At 54.7% G+C, this 16,314-nt stretch carries 17 protein-coding genes; 6 read left to right on the top strand and 11 right to left on the bottom strand.

The features are described 5' to 3' along the window. Positions 1-92: 92 nt before the first annotated feature. From lepB to rpoE, 6 genes are all read right to left on the bottom strand, one after another. Positions 93-1,067 (bottom strand): signal peptidase I, encoded by a 975-nt coding sequence (gene lepB, locus AC6I8I_RS14385; RefSeq protein ID WP_312055142.1) that lies wholly within the window; start codon positions 1,065-1,067, stop codon positions 93-95. 9 nt (positions 1,068-1,076) lie between these two features. Then, positions 1,077-2,876 carry a translation elongation factor 4 gene (lepA, locus tag AC6I8I_RS14390; protein WP_312055144.1) on the bottom strand — a complete coding sequence of 600 codons (1,800 nt, stop codon included), beginning with the start codon at positions 2,874-2,876 and terminating at the stop codon, positions 1,077-1,079. Positions 2,877-3,095: 219 nt separating this feature from the next. After that, positions 3,096-3,560: a SoxR-reducing system protein RseC gene (rseC, locus tag AC6I8I_RS14395; RefSeq protein ID WP_312055146.1), complete on the bottom strand. Its 465-nt coding sequence runs from the start codon at positions 3,558-3,560 to the stop codon at positions 3,096-3,098. Continuing rightward, a complete protein-coding gene (rseB, locus tag AC6I8I_RS14400; protein WP_312055148.1) occupies positions 3,557-4,513 on the bottom strand; it encodes a sigma-E factor regulatory protein RseB in 957 nt (318 codons plus the stop codon). Before rseB ends, rseC begins: the two co-directional genes overlap by 4 nt. Then, positions 4,513-5,166 (bottom strand): anti-sigma-E factor RseA, encoded by a 654-nt coding sequence (rseA, locus tag AC6I8I_RS14405; RefSeq protein WP_031376284.1) that lies wholly within the window; start codon positions 5,164-5,166, stop codon positions 4,513-4,515. Before rseA ends, rseB begins: the two co-directional genes overlap by 1 nt. A gap of 27 nt (positions 5,167-5,193) precedes the next feature. After that, positions 5,194-5,772 carry an RNA polymerase sigma factor RpoE gene (rpoE, locus tag AC6I8I_RS14410; RefSeq protein WP_031376285.1) on the bottom strand — a complete coding sequence of 193 codons (579 nt, stop codon included), beginning with the start codon at positions 5,770-5,772 and terminating at the stop codon, positions 5,194-5,196. A 412-nt stretch (positions 5,773-6,184) separates the two neighbouring features. Here rpoE and nadB point away from each other — a divergent pair, with 412 nt between their 5' ends. Continuing rightward, a complete protein-coding gene (gene nadB / locus AC6I8I_RS14415; RefSeq protein WP_069728760.1) occupies positions 6,185-7,807 on the top strand; it encodes an L-aspartate oxidase in 1,623 nt (540 codons plus the stop codon). Here nadB and trmN read toward each other — a convergent pair. Beyond that, positions 7,792-8,541: a tRNA(1)(Val) (adenine(37)-N(6))-methyltransferase TrmN gene (gene trmN / locus AC6I8I_RS14420; RefSeq protein ID WP_312055151.1), complete on the bottom strand. Its 750-nt coding sequence runs from the start codon at positions 8,539-8,541 to the stop codon at positions 7,792-7,794. The two genes, nadB and trmN, sit on opposite strands and share 16 nt — an antisense overlap. A gap of 156 nt (positions 8,542-8,697) precedes the next feature. On the opposite strand from trmN, the gene srmB reads away from it, so the two are divergent. Then, positions 8,698-10,026 (top strand): ATP-dependent RNA helicase SrmB, encoded by a 1,329-nt coding sequence (gene srmB, locus AC6I8I_RS14425; RefSeq protein WP_312055153.1) that lies wholly within the window; start codon positions 8,698-8,700, stop codon positions 10,024-10,026. Positions 10,027-10,242: 216 nt separating this feature from the next. Here the strand turns inward: srmB and grcA are convergent, their stop codons facing one another. Continuing rightward, positions 10,243-10,626 carry an autonomous glycyl radical cofactor GrcA gene (gene grcA, locus AC6I8I_RS14430; protein ID WP_312055155.1) on the bottom strand — a complete coding sequence of 128 codons (384 nt, stop codon included), beginning with the start codon at positions 10,624-10,626 and terminating at the stop codon, positions 10,243-10,245. A gap of 243 nt (positions 10,627-10,869) precedes the next feature. On the opposite strand from grcA, the gene ung reads away from it, so the two are divergent. After that, on the top strand, positions 10,870-11,550 hold the full coding sequence (ung, locus tag AC6I8I_RS14435) for a uracil-DNA glycosylase (protein WP_312759046.1): 681 nt from the start codon (positions 10,870-10,872) through the stop codon (positions 11,548-11,550). A gap of 57 nt (positions 11,551-11,607) precedes the next feature. Here the strand turns inward: ung and grpE are convergent, their stop codons facing one another. Next, positions 11,608-12,189, bottom strand: coding sequence for a nucleotide exchange factor GrpE (gene grpE / locus AC6I8I_RS14440; protein ID WP_031376291.1), 582 nt, complete (start codon positions 12,187-12,189; stop codon positions 11,608-11,610). A gap of 122 nt (positions 12,190-12,311) precedes the next feature. Between grpE and nadK the strand changes: the two genes are divergently transcribed. The 3 genes from nadK (at position 12,312) to bamE (ending at position 15,470) form a co-directional block, all read left to right on the top strand. Next, complete coding sequence (nadK, locus tag AC6I8I_RS14445) at positions 12,312-13,190, top strand: NAD(+) kinase (RefSeq protein ID WP_031376292.1); 879 nt, start codon at positions 12,312-12,314, stop codon at positions 13,188-13,190. Positions 13,191-13,274: 84 nt separating this feature from the next. Then, a complete protein-coding gene (recN, locus tag AC6I8I_RS14450; RefSeq protein WP_233987349.1) occupies positions 13,275-14,936 on the top strand; it encodes a DNA repair protein RecN in 1,662 nt (553 codons plus the stop codon). Between the two features lie 186 nt (positions 14,937-15,122). Then, the gene (gene bamE / locus AC6I8I_RS14455) at positions 15,123-15,470 is read left to right on the top strand and encodes an outer membrane protein assembly factor BamE (protein ID WP_031376294.1); all 348 of its coding nucleotides are present in this window, start codon (positions 15,123-15,125) and stop codon (positions 15,468-15,470) included. 79 nt (positions 15,471-15,549) lie between these two features. Here the strand turns inward: bamE and AC6I8I_RS14460 are convergent, their stop codons facing one another. Both AC6I8I_RS14460 and AC6I8I_RS14465 read right to left on the bottom strand, forming a co-directional pair. Beyond that, complete coding sequence (locus AC6I8I_RS14460) at positions 15,550-15,843, bottom strand: RnfH family protein (RefSeq protein WP_312055162.1); 294 nt, start codon at positions 15,841-15,843, stop codon at positions 15,550-15,552. After that, positions 15,836-16,270, bottom strand: coding sequence for a type II toxin-antitoxin system RatA family toxin (locus AC6I8I_RS14465; protein WP_031376296.1), 435 nt, complete (start codon positions 16,268-16,270; stop codon positions 15,836-15,838). The genes AC6I8I_RS14460 and AC6I8I_RS14465 overlap by 8 nt, the downstream gene beginning before the upstream one ends. Positions 16,271-16,314 lie beyond the last annotated feature (44 nt).

Consider the following 16,314-nt stretch of genomic DNA (forward strand, 5'->3'; position numbering starts at 1 on the left):
AACAGGGCTGAGAATCCAACACTTTCCGTTTGGTGTGCAGTGGCCTCCCGCAGGAGGCCACCCGATTTGCCTGTTAATCAGACAATAATTTTTTAGTGAATGCCGCCGATACGACTGAATCGCACGCCGGTAGGCCACTGTCCTTCTTGTTTCTCAAAGCTCATCCAGATAGCGACCGCTTTACCGACCAGATTACGCTCCGGGACAAAGCCCCAATAGCGGCTGTCGGCGCTGTTATCACGGTTATCGCCCATCATGAAATATTGCCCTTTCGGCACCACCCAGCTCGCCTGTGGCTGACCCGGCTGCTGGTAATACATGCCCGCCTGACTCTGCGCTTCGTTTACCAGCAGGATGTCGTGGGTCACGTTGCCAATCGTCTCTTTACGGGTGCCGAGGCGTAAGCCTCCGCGCATGGTATCGCCCTGCGGCACCTGATAGAAACCGTTGCCGGTTTCGTTGCCATCAAAGCCGCTGAAGGTCTGAATAAACTTGCTCGGCTCAACGTCGGTGTAGGTCACCGCTAACGCGGTGTCACAGGCTTTACCGTCGGTACAGGCTGGCTTAACCGTCAGGGTTTTGCTGTAAGGATCATAGATCACTTTATCGCCAGGTAAACCAATCACGCGTTTAATGTAGTCGAGGCTCGGATCTTTCGGGTATTTAAATACCGCAATGTCACCGCGCTTAGGCTGACCGGTTGGGATCAGCGTGGTCTGGGTGATTGGATCTTTAATGCCGTAGGCAAACTTCTCCACCAGAATAAAATCGCCAATCAGCAGCGTCGGCATCATCGAGCCCGATGGGATCTGGAACGGTTCGTAAATAAACGAACGCACGATGAACACCACGGCCAGTACCGGGAACACCGAGGCGGTGGTTTCAACCCAGCCCGGCTGCGACGATACTTTCGCCAGCGTTTTGCTGTCGAGCGTATTACCGGTTTGCGCCTGAGCCGCCGCCTGTTTAGCCCGACGTTGCGGTGCCCATTTAAAACGATCAATAACCCAGACGATGCCAGTAATCAGCGTCGCTATCGCCAGTATCAGGGCGAACATATTAGCCATTGGAAATCCTTATTTGCTGTCCTTACCGACATGCAGAATCGCGAGGAAGGCTTCCTGCGGCAGCTCAACATTACCGACCTGCTTCATTCGCTTCTTACCGTCTTTCTGCTTCTGCAACAGTTTCTTCTTACGGCTGACGTCGCCGCCATAACACTTGGCGAGAACGTTTTTACGCAGCTGTTTAACCGTTGAACGCGCGATAATGTGGTTGCCGATTGCCGCCTGAATCGCAATATCAAACTGCTGACGCGGGATGAGCTCTTTCATCTTCTCAACCAGATCGCGTCCACGATACGGTGCGTTTTCACGGTGGGTAATCAGCGCCAGCGCATCGACACGTTCGGAGTTAATCAGAACGTCGACGCGCACCATGTCAGAGGCCTGGAAACGTTTAAAGTTGTAATCCAGCGAAGCATAGCCGCGTGAGGTGGATTTCAGACGGTCGAAGAAGTCGAGCACCACTTCTGCCATCGGAATCTCGTAAGTCAGCGCAACCTGATTGCCGTGGTAAACCATATTGGTCTGAACGCCACGTTTCTCAATGCACAGCGTAATGACGTTGCCCAGATACTCCTGCGGCAGCAGCATATGACACTCAGCGATTGGTTCACGCAGCTCTTCAATGTTATTCAGCGCGGGCAGCTTAGACGGGCTGTCGACGTAGACCACGTCGCCGCTGGTGGTAACCACTTCATACACCACGGTCGGTGCCGTGGTAATTAAATCGAGATCGTATTCACGCTCCAGACGTTCCTGGATGATCTCCATGTGCAGCAGACCAAGGAAGCCGCAACGGAAACCAAAGCCCAGCGCCGTTGAGCTTTCTGGCTCATAGAACAGCGAGGCGTCGTTCAGGCTCAGTTTGCCGAGCGCATCACGGAACGCTTCATAGTCGTCAGAGCTGATTGGGAACAGACCGGCATACACCTGCGGCTTCACTTTTTTGAAGCCTGGCAGCGCTTTGTCTGCCGGGTTACGCGCGGTGGTCAGGGTGTCCCCTACCGGCGCGCCAAGGATGTCTTTAATCGCACAGACCAGCCAGCCCACTTCACCGCAGTTAAGCTCGGTACGATCGACCTGCTTCGGGGTGAAGATGCCGAGACGGTCAGCGTTATACACCTGGCCGGTACTCAGGACCTTAATTTTATCGCCCTTGCGCATGGTGCCGTTTTTAACCCGCACCAGCGATACCACACCGAGGTAGTTATCAAACCAGGAGTCGATAATCAGCGCCTGCAGCGGTGCATCCGGATCGCCTTCTGGCGGCGGGATGTCACGCACTAAACGTTCCAGCACTTCCGGTACGCCAACGCCGGTTTTTGCCGAACAGCGCACCGCGTCAGTGGCATCAATGCCGACGATATCTTCAATTTCCTGCGCCGCACGATCGGGATCGGCCGCTGGCAGGTCAATTTTGTTCAGAACCGGCACTACTTCCAGATCCATCTCAATCGCGGTGTAGCAGTTCGCCAGGGTCTGCGCTTCTACGCCCTGCCCGGCATCCACCACCAGCAGAGCGCCTTCGCAGGCCGCCAGTGAGCGGGAAACTTCATAGGAGAAGTCAACGTGCCCCGGAGTATCGATGAAATTGAGCTGGTAAGTTTCGCCGTCTTTCGCGTGGTAATCGAGCGTTACGCTCTGTGCTTTGATGGTAATACCGCGCTCGCGTTCCAGATCCATAGAGTCAAGAACCTGGGCGGCCATCTCACGGGCGGTGAGGCCACCGCAAATCTGAATCAGGCGGTCAGAGAGCGTAGATTTACCATGGTCGATGTGGGCGATGATGGAGAAATTTCTTATGTGCTTCATTTATATGAATATCTTCGCATAGAGAATCAGTTGAAAACCTGAGCACAGACACATTCAGGAAGATCGCTCTTTACCCACAATCCTGTCAGCCTCATTAATGACGACGCATATTACACTGTTAACGCCGCGCATAAAAGAATGGAACGTTGTGGAAGCGAAACAGAGTTTTGCCTAAGGGAGAACAGACAAAGGCCGCGGAGTGCGCGGCCTGGAGATACGTTACGCTTCGCTTTCAACGCGCAGCGCGTCAGGAGGTAATGCGATGTTCAGGATCACCGGTTGAAAGGCTTCGCGATCGCCCAGTTTCATCGAGACGCCTTTGGCGATAATAAAGCCGCCAATCCCGCCCAGCAGCGCACCACAGGCAGCCGCCAGATCGCTGCTGAACAGCGCCTGAAACAGCCCTGCCACCACAAACAGGCCAAACAGCGGGGTCATGTAAACCAGCAATGCCGAACCCAGCAGGCTGCTCTCGCGGATACCCAGTTCGATGCGCTGACCCGGCTGCAGCGGTTTGCTGCTGGCGATCTGCATTACGTGGGCATTTTTCGGGCCGAGCTTGTTCAGCATGTGGCTGCCGCAGCCTTTACGCGCCTGGCAACTGTTGCAGGAGGTTTTCGCTTCAGTATGCAGAGTGGCGATGCCATCCTGCCATGCCACCACGGTGGCCCATTCTCTCATCATTTTTGTGACCCCAGGTCGATGCTGTCCGCAATGCGTTTTGCTGTCGAAGGCGGTAATTCGCCGACCACCGCAATCTCGCTATTATTGCGCACAACCGTTTGTACCGTACGACGTCCAGTGCGCAATGTCTGGGTGGTACTGCTTTTATCGGCCGGAGTGATATTAATGGCGAAGCTGAACAGGCCGTCGCTGTAGAGACGCGACTCCATGTTTTTGTTCAGCGCGGGCAACGTACGACGATTCTGCGAGACCAGCGTCATGCCGGCGGGTATCCAGCCTGGCTGCCAGTTAAGCCTCACCGCATCGCCTTTCGGCACCGAGAGCGATGGCGGCAGGTTGGCTTTCTCCAGCCCCTGCATCAGGTTACGCACCCCTTCATCCACCGCGAAGCTGATGACGCGGAACTGCTCCAGCGTTTCACCGTCGCGATCCAGCAGGTCAATCCGCAGAGGCAGCTTGGTATCCACATCCAGCCAGACTACATAGCTGTAGCGGGTGCCATCACGCGACACGATGCGCAACACGTCGCACATCTGATCGGCGATACGCGAGCGGCCTACGGTAATGAAATCGTACGCACTGCCCAGCTTGGCGAAATCCGCAAAAATCACCGACGGCAGCGCATCGATAATGTGGTTGCCGGGCAGCGAGAACGGCTCAAGGCCAGGTTCGAAGTAGCTGATATCATTGCCACGCTGGATCACTTCACGTCGCGGGCCGTCCATCTGCAACAGCTGAGCAAAAATACGCTCATCAATCACAGCATGACGATAACGCAACGATTCAATGCCGAGGCGGGAGACGTTGATATAGGCGAATTCGTAGTTGAGGTTTTGACTTGCCTGCTCCATCTGCTGCAATAACGCCCCGGACGCAGAAGGTTGCGCCGGGGCGGCAGATGACCACAACAGGCTGCCTGTCAGCAGGCTAACAGCATACCAAAGCGGCTTCATTACTGCTGCTGGAGTCCTAAGGATTGGTTTCCGGGAACATCAGCCTGTGCTTGTTTCGGTGCATCGGTTTCAAACTGCAGCTGATCGGCATGTAAACGGCGTTGCAGTTCATAATCCTGCAGCATCGCATTAACGCGACGGCGCTGGTCCTGAACCTGCTGATTAGCGCTGTTGGTATCAAACGCATCAGAAGGCACGCCGAGGCTGACCGGTGAAGCTTTGCCCATCATCGGCAGGGTGTTAAACACCGGTGAATCAGACGATTCAGCCGTGCCGCCGTTAGGCTGGTTATAGTGCTGGACGCCAACGATCACTGCCAGAGAAACACAGGCAGCCACGCCGACCTGAGTTAACTGCGCTGCCCATGGACGCACTTTCTGCCAGAACGGCATTTTTTCCCAGCGGGAAGGTTCTGGCTGCGCTTCAGGGATCAGCGGTGTAACAGTACGCAGCGGTTCTTTTTCGATGGCAGCGGCAACGCGTGCAGAGATATCGAAATGCAGGAACTCGCCAACATCGCCGCGCATGGTATCGCGAATCAGATGATAGCTTTCCCAGCTTTTCTGTAGATCTGCATCCTTCGACAAGGCTGAGAACAGCTCGTTATCTAAGGTCTCACCATCCATTAAAGCGGAAAGTTTTTCTTTCTGCATGCCTATGTACCCTTCCAGTAGCCGTTATCACTGACGTTGGATAAGCGGTTGAACTTTATTATCAATGGCCTCTCGCGCACGGAAGATACGTGACCGAACAGTGCCTACCGGGCAATCCATAATGACGGCGATCTCTTCATAGCTCAGGCCGTCCAGTTCCCTGAGGGTGATTGCCATACGCAAGTCCTCGGGTAGCGCCTCGATGGTACGAAAGACAATTTGTTTCAATTCGTCAGACAACATTAAGTTCTCAGGGTTCGAAATTTCTTTTAATGCACCCGCACTTTCGAAATTTTCTGCGTCAATCGCATCCACATCGCTGGATGGCGGACGTCGCCCCTGAGCAACCAGGTAATTTTTCGCTGTATTAACCGCAATGCGGTACAGCCAGGTATAAAACGCGCTATCGCCCCGGAAAGAGTCCAGTGCGCGATACGCTTTAATAAACGATTCCTGTACTACATCAGGCACATCGCCCGACGGTACATAGCGTGAAACCAGGCTCGCCACTTTATGCTGGTAACGAATTACCAGTAAGTTGAAAGCTTTTTGATCTCCCTTCTGTACCCGTTCAACGAGGATCTGATCCGTTAACTGCTCGCTCATCCGAGGTAATGTCTCCCCAAATTTTTTATACGCGTAAAGTAACTGCCAGCACATCTCAATGGTTCTGAGCAAGCATGCGCTTAGAGTTGTGATGTGGTGCGAAGTTCACTTATCGCCCAATTATTTACCGCTCCGCTGGAGATTATCCGGCTTGTTCATTTTCGTTCAGTACAGGGAGCGTAAATCGCAGGCAGAGTAACCTATGACAACGGCTTTTTCATCTTTAAATCCCTGCGCTTAATTAAGTTTGGTATAAAAAACACTTTTTAAACCAGCACCAATTTAACCTGCTGATTGTTAGCGACATTTAGCCTGAAGCTGTCCGGCGCGCTGAAAACTTGTTCAAAATACTTCACAACAACCGGCTTAACGCTTATGCTCAGGCCTATTCTTGTTTAGTAAATTAAACACCATGACAAATGCAAATCCGGATTATCAGTGTGATGTATTGATTGTGGGCAGCGGTGCCGCCGGCCTGTCGCTGGCGTTACGTCTGGCCAGACATTATCAGGTGCTGGTGCTCAGCAAAGCGCAGGTCAATGAGGGCTCCACTCTTTATGCGCAGGGCGGTATCGCGGCGGTGTTCGATGAAACCGACAGCATTGAGTCGCACGTGGAGGATACGCTGATTGCCGGCGCCGGCCTGTGCGATCGCGACGCCGTTTCGTTTATTGCCAGCAATGCCCGTCACTGCGTGCAGTGGCTGATTGATAACGGGGTCGCCTTTGATATCGATCCGCAGGCGGCAGGCGAGATGCGCTATCACCTGACCCGTGAAGGCGGCCACAGTCATCGCCGCATTCTGCACAGTGCCGATGCCACTGGCCGCGCGGTAGAAACCACGCTGGTCAGTCAGGCGCTAAGCCATCCCAACATCCGGATTCTGGAACGCACTAACGCGGTCGATCTGATTCTTTCAGACAAACTGGGCCTGCCCGGACCACGCCGTGCTGTGGGTGCGTGGATCTGGAACCGCAATCGCGAGCAGGTGGAAACCTGTAGCGCCCGCGCCGTGGTGGTCGCAACCGGCGGCGCAGCCAAAGTCTATCAATACACCACCAATCCCGATATTGCCTCTGGCGATGGGATCGCGATGGCGTGGCGTGCCGGCTGCCGGGTCGCCAATCTGGAGTTTAATCAGTTTCACCCGACCTGCCTGTTTCATCCGCAGGCACAGAATTTCCTGTTAACCGAAGCATTACGTGGCGAAGGTGCCTGGCTGCTGCGTCCTGACGGCAGCCGTTTCATGCCCGATTTTGATCAGCGGGCTGAACTGGCGCCGCGCGATATCGTCGCCCGGGCGATAGACCACGAGATGAAACGGCTGGGCGTAGACTGCATGTATCTCGATATCAGTCATCAGCCGGAAGCGTTTGTCCGCGCTCACTTCCCGATGATTTACGACAAGCTGCTGACCTTTGGCTTTGATCTGACCAAACAGCCGATTCCGATTGTGCCTGCCGCGCACTATACCTGTGGCGGCGTGATGGTCGATCAGCAGGGGCGTACCGACCTCAATGGCCTGTATGCGATTGGTGAAGTGAGTTATACCGGCCTGCACGGCGCTAACCGGATGGCGTCCAACTCACTGCTGGAGTGTCTGGTTTATGGCTGGTCAGCTGCGGAAGATTTGATTCGCACCCTGCCCGACGTCGAAGCGGTAACGACCCTGCCCGGCTGGGATGAGAGCCAGGTCGATGATGCCGATGAGCGGGTGATCATTCAGCATAACTGGCACGAACTGCGGCTGTTTATGTGGGATTACGTCGGCATTGTGCGCACCACCAAGCGCCTTGAGCGGGCGTTGCGTCGTATCACGCTGCTGCAGCAGGAAATTGATGAGTATTACCATCACTTCCGCCTCTCCAACAATCTGCTGGAGCTGAGGAATCTGGTGCAGGTCGCCGATCTCATGGTGCGCTGCGCACTGGAGCGAAAAGAGAGCCGCGGATTGCACTACATCCGCGACTATCCCGACCTGTTACCCGAGGCGCTGCCGACCATCCTGACGCCGCCCGGCTACAGGAACAGATAGAAGGCCCGCGTCAGGCAACACCAGTCTTCAGAATAATGGGTGTCGGGCGCGCGAATGGCGAGACGCTCCAGCAGCGTTTCGCCGGCCTGCGGAGAGAAAGCCAGCAGCACGCGATGCGGCGGGCGATGGGCATATTCCGCCACGTCCAGCCGAAAGCGTAAATGCCAGCCATCAGCCAGCGCCTGGCTGATAAACGTTTCGCCGGTCGCGGTGGGCAATACCACGCAGAACATCCCCTCTTCTTCAATCAGCAACGCTGCGCTGCGTAACAGGGTCTGATGATCGAGGGTGCGGGTCGCACGGGCGCTGTCCCGCGCCGCAGTGGAACAGGCGACGCCAGGCGTAAAGTACGGAGGATTGCTGACAATCAGCGAATAACGCTGCTCGCAGTCTTCGGCCCAGCGGGCGATATCCTGCTGATGGATGTGAATACGCTGCGGCCACGGCGACTGCTGTACATTCTCGCCTGCCTGCTGCGCCGCCTCAGCGTCTAACTCGACCGCATCAATCTCAACCGGCGACGGCGTGCGCTGCGCCAGCATCAGCGCGATCAGTCCACTGCCGCTGCCAATGTCCAGAATCCGCCTGACGCCAGCCACCGGCGCCCAGGCACCAAGCAGAATGGCATCGGTACCGACTTTCATCGCACAACGATCGTGCGCGACAAAAAATTGTTTAAAGGTAAATCCGTTCTTGTTTAACCGGGCCCGCTCACGCGGCTTGTCGTGCATCATGGGTCGCTACCGTTTACTTTTTTTTCTGCCGTGCGGCAGCGCATAAGTGTAACGTGACAGGTAAGGGAATTCACGCAGCAGAGCATACCTGGCGGATTAACAGATGAAGATTATGTCTGATCTGTCTATAATCAGCGCCCCAAACTGAGGTAGACCATGACAGTAACCACATTTTCCGAACTCGAACTCGACGAAAGCCTGTTGCAAGCGCTGCAGGAAAAAGGCTTTACGCGCCCAACAGTGATTCAGGCTGCTGCAATTCCGCCCGCGCTTGAGGGCCGCGACGTTCTGGGTTCGGCACCTACCGGGACCGGGAAAACTGCCGCCTATCTATTACCGGCGCTGCAGCACCTGCTTGATTTCCCCCGTAAGAAATCTGGCCCGCCCCGCATTCTGATCGTCACACCAACCCGCGAACTGGCGATGCAGGTCGCCGACCAGGCGCGTGAACTGGCGAAACATACCCATCTGGATATCGCCACCATCACCGGCGGCGTGGCCTATATGAACCACGCTGAAGTGTTCAGCGAAAACCAGGACATTGTGGTAGCGACCACCGGTCGTCTGCTGCAATACATCAAAGAAGAGAACTTTGACTGCCGCGCGGTTGAAACGCTGGTGCTCGATGAAGCGGACCGCATGCTGGACATGGGTTTCGCCCAGGATATCGAAACCATCGCGGCAGAAACCCGCTGGCGCAAGCAAACGCTGCTGTTTTCCGCCACGCTGGAAGGCGAAAACATCAAAGACTTCGCCGAGCGTCTGCTGAACGATCCGGTTGAACTGGAAGCCGATCCCAGCCGCCGTGAACGTAAAAAGATCCAGCAGTGGTACTACCGCGCTGACGACCTGGCGCATAAAACCAAATTACTGGTTCACCTGCTGAAACAGCCGGAAGTGACGCGCTGCATCGTGTTTGTGCGTAAACGTGAGCGTCTGCATGAGCTGGTCAGCTGGCTGCACGAAGCGGGGATTCGTAGCAGCTATCTGGAAGGCGAGATGGTGCAGGCCAAGCGTAATGAAGCGATTAAGCGTCTGAGTGAGGGCCGGGTGAATGTGCTGGTCGCCACCGACATCGCGGCACGGGGTATTGATGTTGAAGACGTTAGCCACGTCTTTAACTTTGATATGCCGCGCACCGCCGATACCTATCTGCACCGTATTGGCCGAACCGGCCGTGCGGGACGCAAAGGGATCGCGATTTCGCTGGTCGAAGCGCATGATTACGTGCTGCTGGGTAAAATCAGCCGTTACGTTAATGAACCGCTGAAAGCCCGCGTGGTGGATGAGTTGCGTCCTGAGACGCGCGCGCCGCACGCCAAAACCACCGGAAAACCGTCGAAAAAGACGCTGGCGAAGCGCGCTGAGAAGAAATCCAGCGAAGCTGAAAAACCGCGGGTGAAAAAACGTCACCGCGATGCCAAAAATATCGGTAAACGCCGCAAGCCGAGCGGCAGTACACCGACTAATGAGAATGCGGAATAAATCATCGCATGCATAAAAAAATCGCCTCTGATGAGGCGATTTTTTTGATTTAATCATCGGTAACAGGCAGTTGATGCCATTTTCACTGCCTGACGGCTATTCGGTGATAACCGCTGCCGCACCTGCAGCCGGTCTGGCTGCTATCTTATTAATATTCTGATAAAAATTGCTGTGTGCGCTTTGCGTTAATTTTCAGCGCCGGTTAACTGATGTCACTCAGAGACTTTCAGTAAAAGTACGGGCAATCACGTCGCGCTGCTGCTCTGGCGTCAGTGAGTTAAAACGCACCGCATAACCGGAAACGCGAATGGTCAGCTGCGGATAATTTTCAGGATGCTTAACGGCATCTTCCAGTGTTTCACGACGCAGAACGTTGACGTTCAGATGCTGACCGCCTTCGACCCGCACCTGCGGTTTAATTTCTACCGGCACTTCACGGTAGGTGAATTCACCCAGTTCGCTAAGCGCAACCACCTGATCTTCTTCATAGCCGCCTTTGGCACACAGGCAGCGAGCCTGAGCTTTCTCTTCGTCTAACAGCCAGAAAGAGTTCAGCAGTTGGGGTTTATTAGTTTGAGTGATCTGGATACCAGTAATCATGTCAGCGCCTCCAGGGCAATGCGTGAATGAATCAAATTTGAGGCTCCGGTATAGCACTCTCCCGTATCGTCAGCTTTGACCTGGGTCAATTTTCATCCGCCGCGCATCGCTCATTTTCGCTAACTGACTGATCTAAAAACGCTGCTGACATTAACTTTTTTTGCATTATTAAAAATATTTTTGCCCTTCAGCTCAGATGCAGGAACGGCTAAGCTTACGGCACAAACGTTAAGGGAGTGGATTATGGCTGAAAAGCTGACCTGGCACGACGTGCTGGCTGAAGAGAAACAGAAACCCTATTTTACCGAGACGCTGAAATTAGTGGCGGATGAGCGTGCTGCAGGCGTGACGGTTTACCCACCGCAAAAGGATGTGTTCAATGCCTTTCGCCTGACTGAGTTAGGCGACGTCAAAGTGGTGATTCTGGGTCAGGACCCGTACCACGGCCCTAATCAGGCGCACGGACTGGCCTTTTCGGTGCTGCCCGGTGTGCAGGTACCGCCATCGCTGCAAAACATCTACAAAGAGCTGTTGCAGGACATTCCGGGCTTTCAGAAGCCGGACCATGGTTTTCTCGAAAGCTGGGCCAAACAGGGCGTGATGTTGCTGAATACGGTGCTAACAGTGGAAGCGGGCAAGGCCCATTCCCATGCGCGCTTTGGCTGGGAAACCTTTACCGATAATGTAATTGCCGCGATTAATCAGCATCGTGAAGGGGTGGTGTTCCTGCTGTGGGGATCTCACGCGCAGAAGAAAGGCAGCATTATTGACCGTCAGCGTCATCACGTATTGCAGGCACCGCACCCTTCGCCGCTTTCGGCGCATCGGGGCTTTTTTGGCTGTCAGCATTTCTCGAAAACTAACGCCATACTGCGTGAAGCCGGTCAGGAACCGATTGACTGGACGCCGGTACTGCCTGAATAAGCAGCAAGGCACACGGCCGCGACACTGCGCGGCCGTGGAACGGATTCAGGCGTGAAATCAGCCTTTCGCTTTGGCAACCGCTACCATCGCCGGACGCAGTAAGCGACCATTCAGCGTGTAGCCACGTTGCATCACCAGCATCACCTGGTTTGGTTCAAACTCTTCAGACTCCATCATCGACATCGCCTGATGCACTTCGGGATTGAATGGCACGCCAGTTTCGCCAACCACTTCTACGCCGAATTTGCGCACTGCGCCGAGCAGACCTTTCAGGGTCAGTTCAATCCCTTCGATCATCGGAGCCAGCTGCGCGTCCTCTTTGTTCGCCACTTCCAGCGCACGCTCAAGACTGTCGATCACCGGCAGCAATTCGTTGGCAAATTTCTCCAGGGCGAATTTATGCGCCTTCTCAACGTCCATTTCGGCACGGCGACGAATGTTCTCAATTTCAGCCTGCGCACGCAGTTGTGCATCACGCACGCCGGTTTGCGACTGCGCTAATTCAGCTTCGAGCTGAGCAATACGCTCATCACGCGGATCCACCTCAGCCGCTGTCTCCGCTTCCTGAGGTTGTTGCTGATCCTGCTGAATTTCGTCTGAGACTTGCTCGTTTGGGGTGTTCTGTTCTTTACTACTCATGAATTTCTCCGCGTTTTGCACATTCATTTCGCTGGTTGGCTTATTATGGGGATCGGTTTGACGGTTTCAAGGGAACCTATCACATTGCCTTGCCGTTTTGGCTTATAAGGAACACCCACTCGATGAACAAACACTTTAACTGCATTGGTATTGTGGGTCATCCACGCCATCCCACCGCGTTAACCACGCATGAGATGCTCTGGCGCTGGCTGACCGCCAAAGGTTATCAAGTGATCGTGGAGAAGCAAATCGCGCAGGAGCTGGCGCTACATGACGTTCAGACCGGGACGCTGGCTGAGATTGGTCAACAGGCAGATCTGGCGGTGGTGGTCGGCGGTGACGGCAATATGCTGGGCGCGGCCCGGGTGCTGGCGCGCTATGACATCAAGGTGATTGGCATTAACCGCGGCAACCTCGGCTTTCTGACCGATCTCGACCCGGATAATGCGCAGCAGCAGCTGGATGAAGTATTGCAGGGCAACTACTTCGTTGAGAGCCGCTTTTTGCTGGAAGCCCAGGTGTGTAAATCAGACTGTTCGCCACGCATTGGCTCGGCGATCAATGAAGTGGTGCTGCATCCCGGAAAAGTGGCGCACATGATCGAATTTGAAGTCTATATCGATGAAGTGTTTGCCTTTTCCCAGCGCTCAGATGGCCTGATTATCTCCACACCAACCGGTTCCACCGCCTACTCGCTTTCGGCCGGCGGCCCGATACTCACCCCTTCGCTGGAAGCAATTGTGCTGGTGCCGATGTTCCCGCACACGCTGTCGGCCCGTCCGCTGGTGATTAACAGCAGCAGTACCATCCGGTTGCGCTTTTCTTCGCGCCGGAGCGACCTGGAGATCAGCTGCGACAGCCAGATTGCGCTGCCGATCCAGGAAGGCGAGGATGTGCTGATTCGGCGCAGTGCCAGTCACCTGAATCTGATTCACCCTAAAAATTACAGCTATTTCAATACGCTGAGTTCGAAACTGGGCTGGTCAAAAAAATTGTTCTGAAAAGCCGTGCCGCCTCTTTACTGGATAAAATTCCAGTTTATACTGTATGAAAAACCATATGTGTTTATTCATACAGGTGAACCTATGCTGGCCCAACTGACCATCAGTAATTTCGCTATCGTTCGTGAGCTCGACATTGATTTCCAACGCGGTATGACAGCAATCACGGGTGAGACCGGTGCCGGTAAATCTATCGCGATTGATGCCCTGGGATTATGCCTCGGCGGTCGCGCAGATGCCGACATGGTGCGTCAGGGCGCCAGCCGGGCCGATCTTTGCGCCCGCTTCCAGCTTAAGTCCTCCCCTTCTGCTCAGCGCTGGCTGGTGGATAACCATCTGGATGATGGCAATGAGTGTCTGCTGCGTCGGGTGATTAGCGCGGACGGACGCTCACGCGGGTTCATCAACGGCACGGCGGTTCCGCTGTCGCAGCTGCGCGACCTCGGCCAGTTACTGATTCAGATTCACGGCCAGCACGCGCACCAGTTGCTGCTCAAACCTGAGCACCAGAAACATCTGCTGGATGCCTACGCCGGTCATGACGATCTGCTGCAGCGCATGCGTACTCATTATCAGACCTGGCATCAGAGCTGCCGCACCCTGGCGCTGCATCAGCAGCAGGCTCAGGAGCGTGAAGCGCGTCGCGAACTGCTGCAATATCAGCTGAAAGAGCTGAACGAGTTTGCACCGCAGGCTGGTGAATATGAGCAGATTGACGAAGAGTACAAGCGGCTGGCAAACAGCGGACAGCTGCTGTCGACCAGTCAGCAGGCGCTGCAACTGCTCGCGGATAGCGACGATAACAATCTTTGCAGCCTGCTCTACAGCGCGCGTGAGATGCTGTCTGAGCTGACCTCGCTGGATGAGAAACTGAACGGGGTTTATAACCTGCTGGAAGAAGCGGCGATTCAGCTGAGTGAAGCCAGCGACGAGCTGCGTCATTACTGCGACAGCCTCGATCTCGATCCAAATCGCCTGTATGAACTGGAGCTGCGTATTTCACGCCAGATCGCTCTGGCGCGTAAGCATCATGTTACGCCGGAAAATCTGCCTGAACTGCATCAGCAGTTGCTGGCGGAAGCGGAGCTGCTGTCACAGCATGAAAGCGATCAGGAGAGCCTGCAGTCACTGGTTGGCGAGCACTATCAGGCAGCCCTGTTAAGCGCAGAGCAGCTTCATCAGCAACGCACTCAGTACGCCGAGGAGCTGCAGCAGCTGATTACCCAGAGCATGCATCTGCTCTCAATGCCGCACGGCCAGTTTAAGATTGCCCTGACCTTTAACCCGGATCAGCTGACTGCGGAAGGTGCCAGCCGCATCGACTTTCAGGTGACGACTAACCCAGGCCAGCCGCTGCAGCCGCTCGGCAAAGTCGCCTCCGGCGGTGAGTTGTCCCGTATTGCGCTGGCGATTCAGGTCATCACCGCGAAGAAAATGGAAACGCCAGCGATGATTTTCGATGAAGTCGATGTCGGGATCAGCGGTCCGACCGCCGCCGTAGTAGGCAAACTGCTGCGCCAGCTGGGCGAATCAACCCAGGTGATGTGTGTGACTCACCTGCCGCAGGTAGCAGGCTGTGGCCATCAGCACTTCTTTGTCAGCAAAGAAACCGATGGCGCAATGACCGAAACCCATATGCAGCCGCTGGACAAGCGCGCGCGGCTGCAGGAACTGGCGCGACTGCTGGGCGGTAGCGAGGTCACACGCAACACCCTGGCTAACGCCAAAGAACTTTTAGCCGCCTGATGGCGCACTTTTTTAACCTGCCGTGGTCATATGCATGCTCTGTAGAGGTTTCCAATAGCGAAAAGGTTTATTATCATCGGCACTTATGTCGCCAAAGTAATAAAGCCTGCCGCAGGCAGAGTTCAGATTTTGTTGGCAAAAAAACAGCCTGTAAAAGGCGTTTGGCCCCGGAAAAGGAATGTATAGATGCGCTGTAAAACGCTGACTGCCGCGGCAGTGGTAATGTTGATGATGACCGCCGGATGTTCCACCTTAGAGCGCGTGGTATATCGTCCTGATATCAACCAGGGTAACTATCTGGTTGCCAATGATGTGGCCAAGATTCACACCGGTATGACCCAGCAGCAGGTGGCTTACACGCTCGGTACGCCAATGATGAAAGATCCGTTCGGCAGCAACGTCTGGTATTACGTTTTCCGTCAGGAACCAGGCCATGAGCGCGTTCAGCAGCAGACGCTGACGCTCAACTTTGATGGTAACGGCGTGCTGACCAATATCGACAACAAGCCGAATCTGGCGCAAAAAAGCGACTAACTAAACGACAGACAGCAAAAAAGGCGCACTGAGCGCCTTTTTTTATGCTGCCAATCAACAGGTTATTGCTGCCTGCTGTTTACTTTTTAGCGGATGCTGAACGCTCTGCACGTTGACGACGCAGCTCTTTAGGATCGGCGATCAACGGTCGATAGATTTCAATCCGATCGCCTTCGTCCACCACATCACTGAGCTTCACTGCCCGGCTGTAGATACCCACTTTATTACTGCTGAGGTCAATTTCACGGCGCAGTTCCAGAATTCCGGATTGCTGTATCGCCTGCTCTACCGTGCTGCCCTGCTCCACTTTGACGTAGAGCTGGTATTGCTTTTCAGGCAGCGCGTAGACCACCTCAACCGAAATATCAGGCACTGTAAACCTCTTTGGCACGCTGGGTGAAGGCCTGCACCATACTGTTGGCCAGCTCTTTGAAGATCCGACCAAAGGCCATCTCTACCAGCATGTTGGTGAATTCAAACTCCAGGCTTAACTCAACCTTGCAGGCGTCATCGCCCAGCGAGATGAATTTCCAGCCGCCGGTCAGCTTACGGAACGGCCCGTCAACCAGCTGCATATGAATGCTCTGGTTATCCGTCAGGGTATTGCGGGTGGTAAATGTTTTGCTGATGCCTGCTTTCGACACATCCACGGACGCGGTCATTTGATTCTCTGACGCATCCAGCACGCGGCTTCCGGTGCAACCCGGCAGAAATTGCGGGTAAGCATCCACATCATTTACAAGTTTGTACATCTGCCCGGCACTAAACGGGACCAGCGCCGAACGACTAATCTGAGCCATAATGGTTCCTGTTCATCACGAAACCGCTGAATAATAGCATTTTC

The sequence above is a fragment of the Pantoea sp. X-Soil-YNGN-775 genome, from assembly GCF_059730575.1.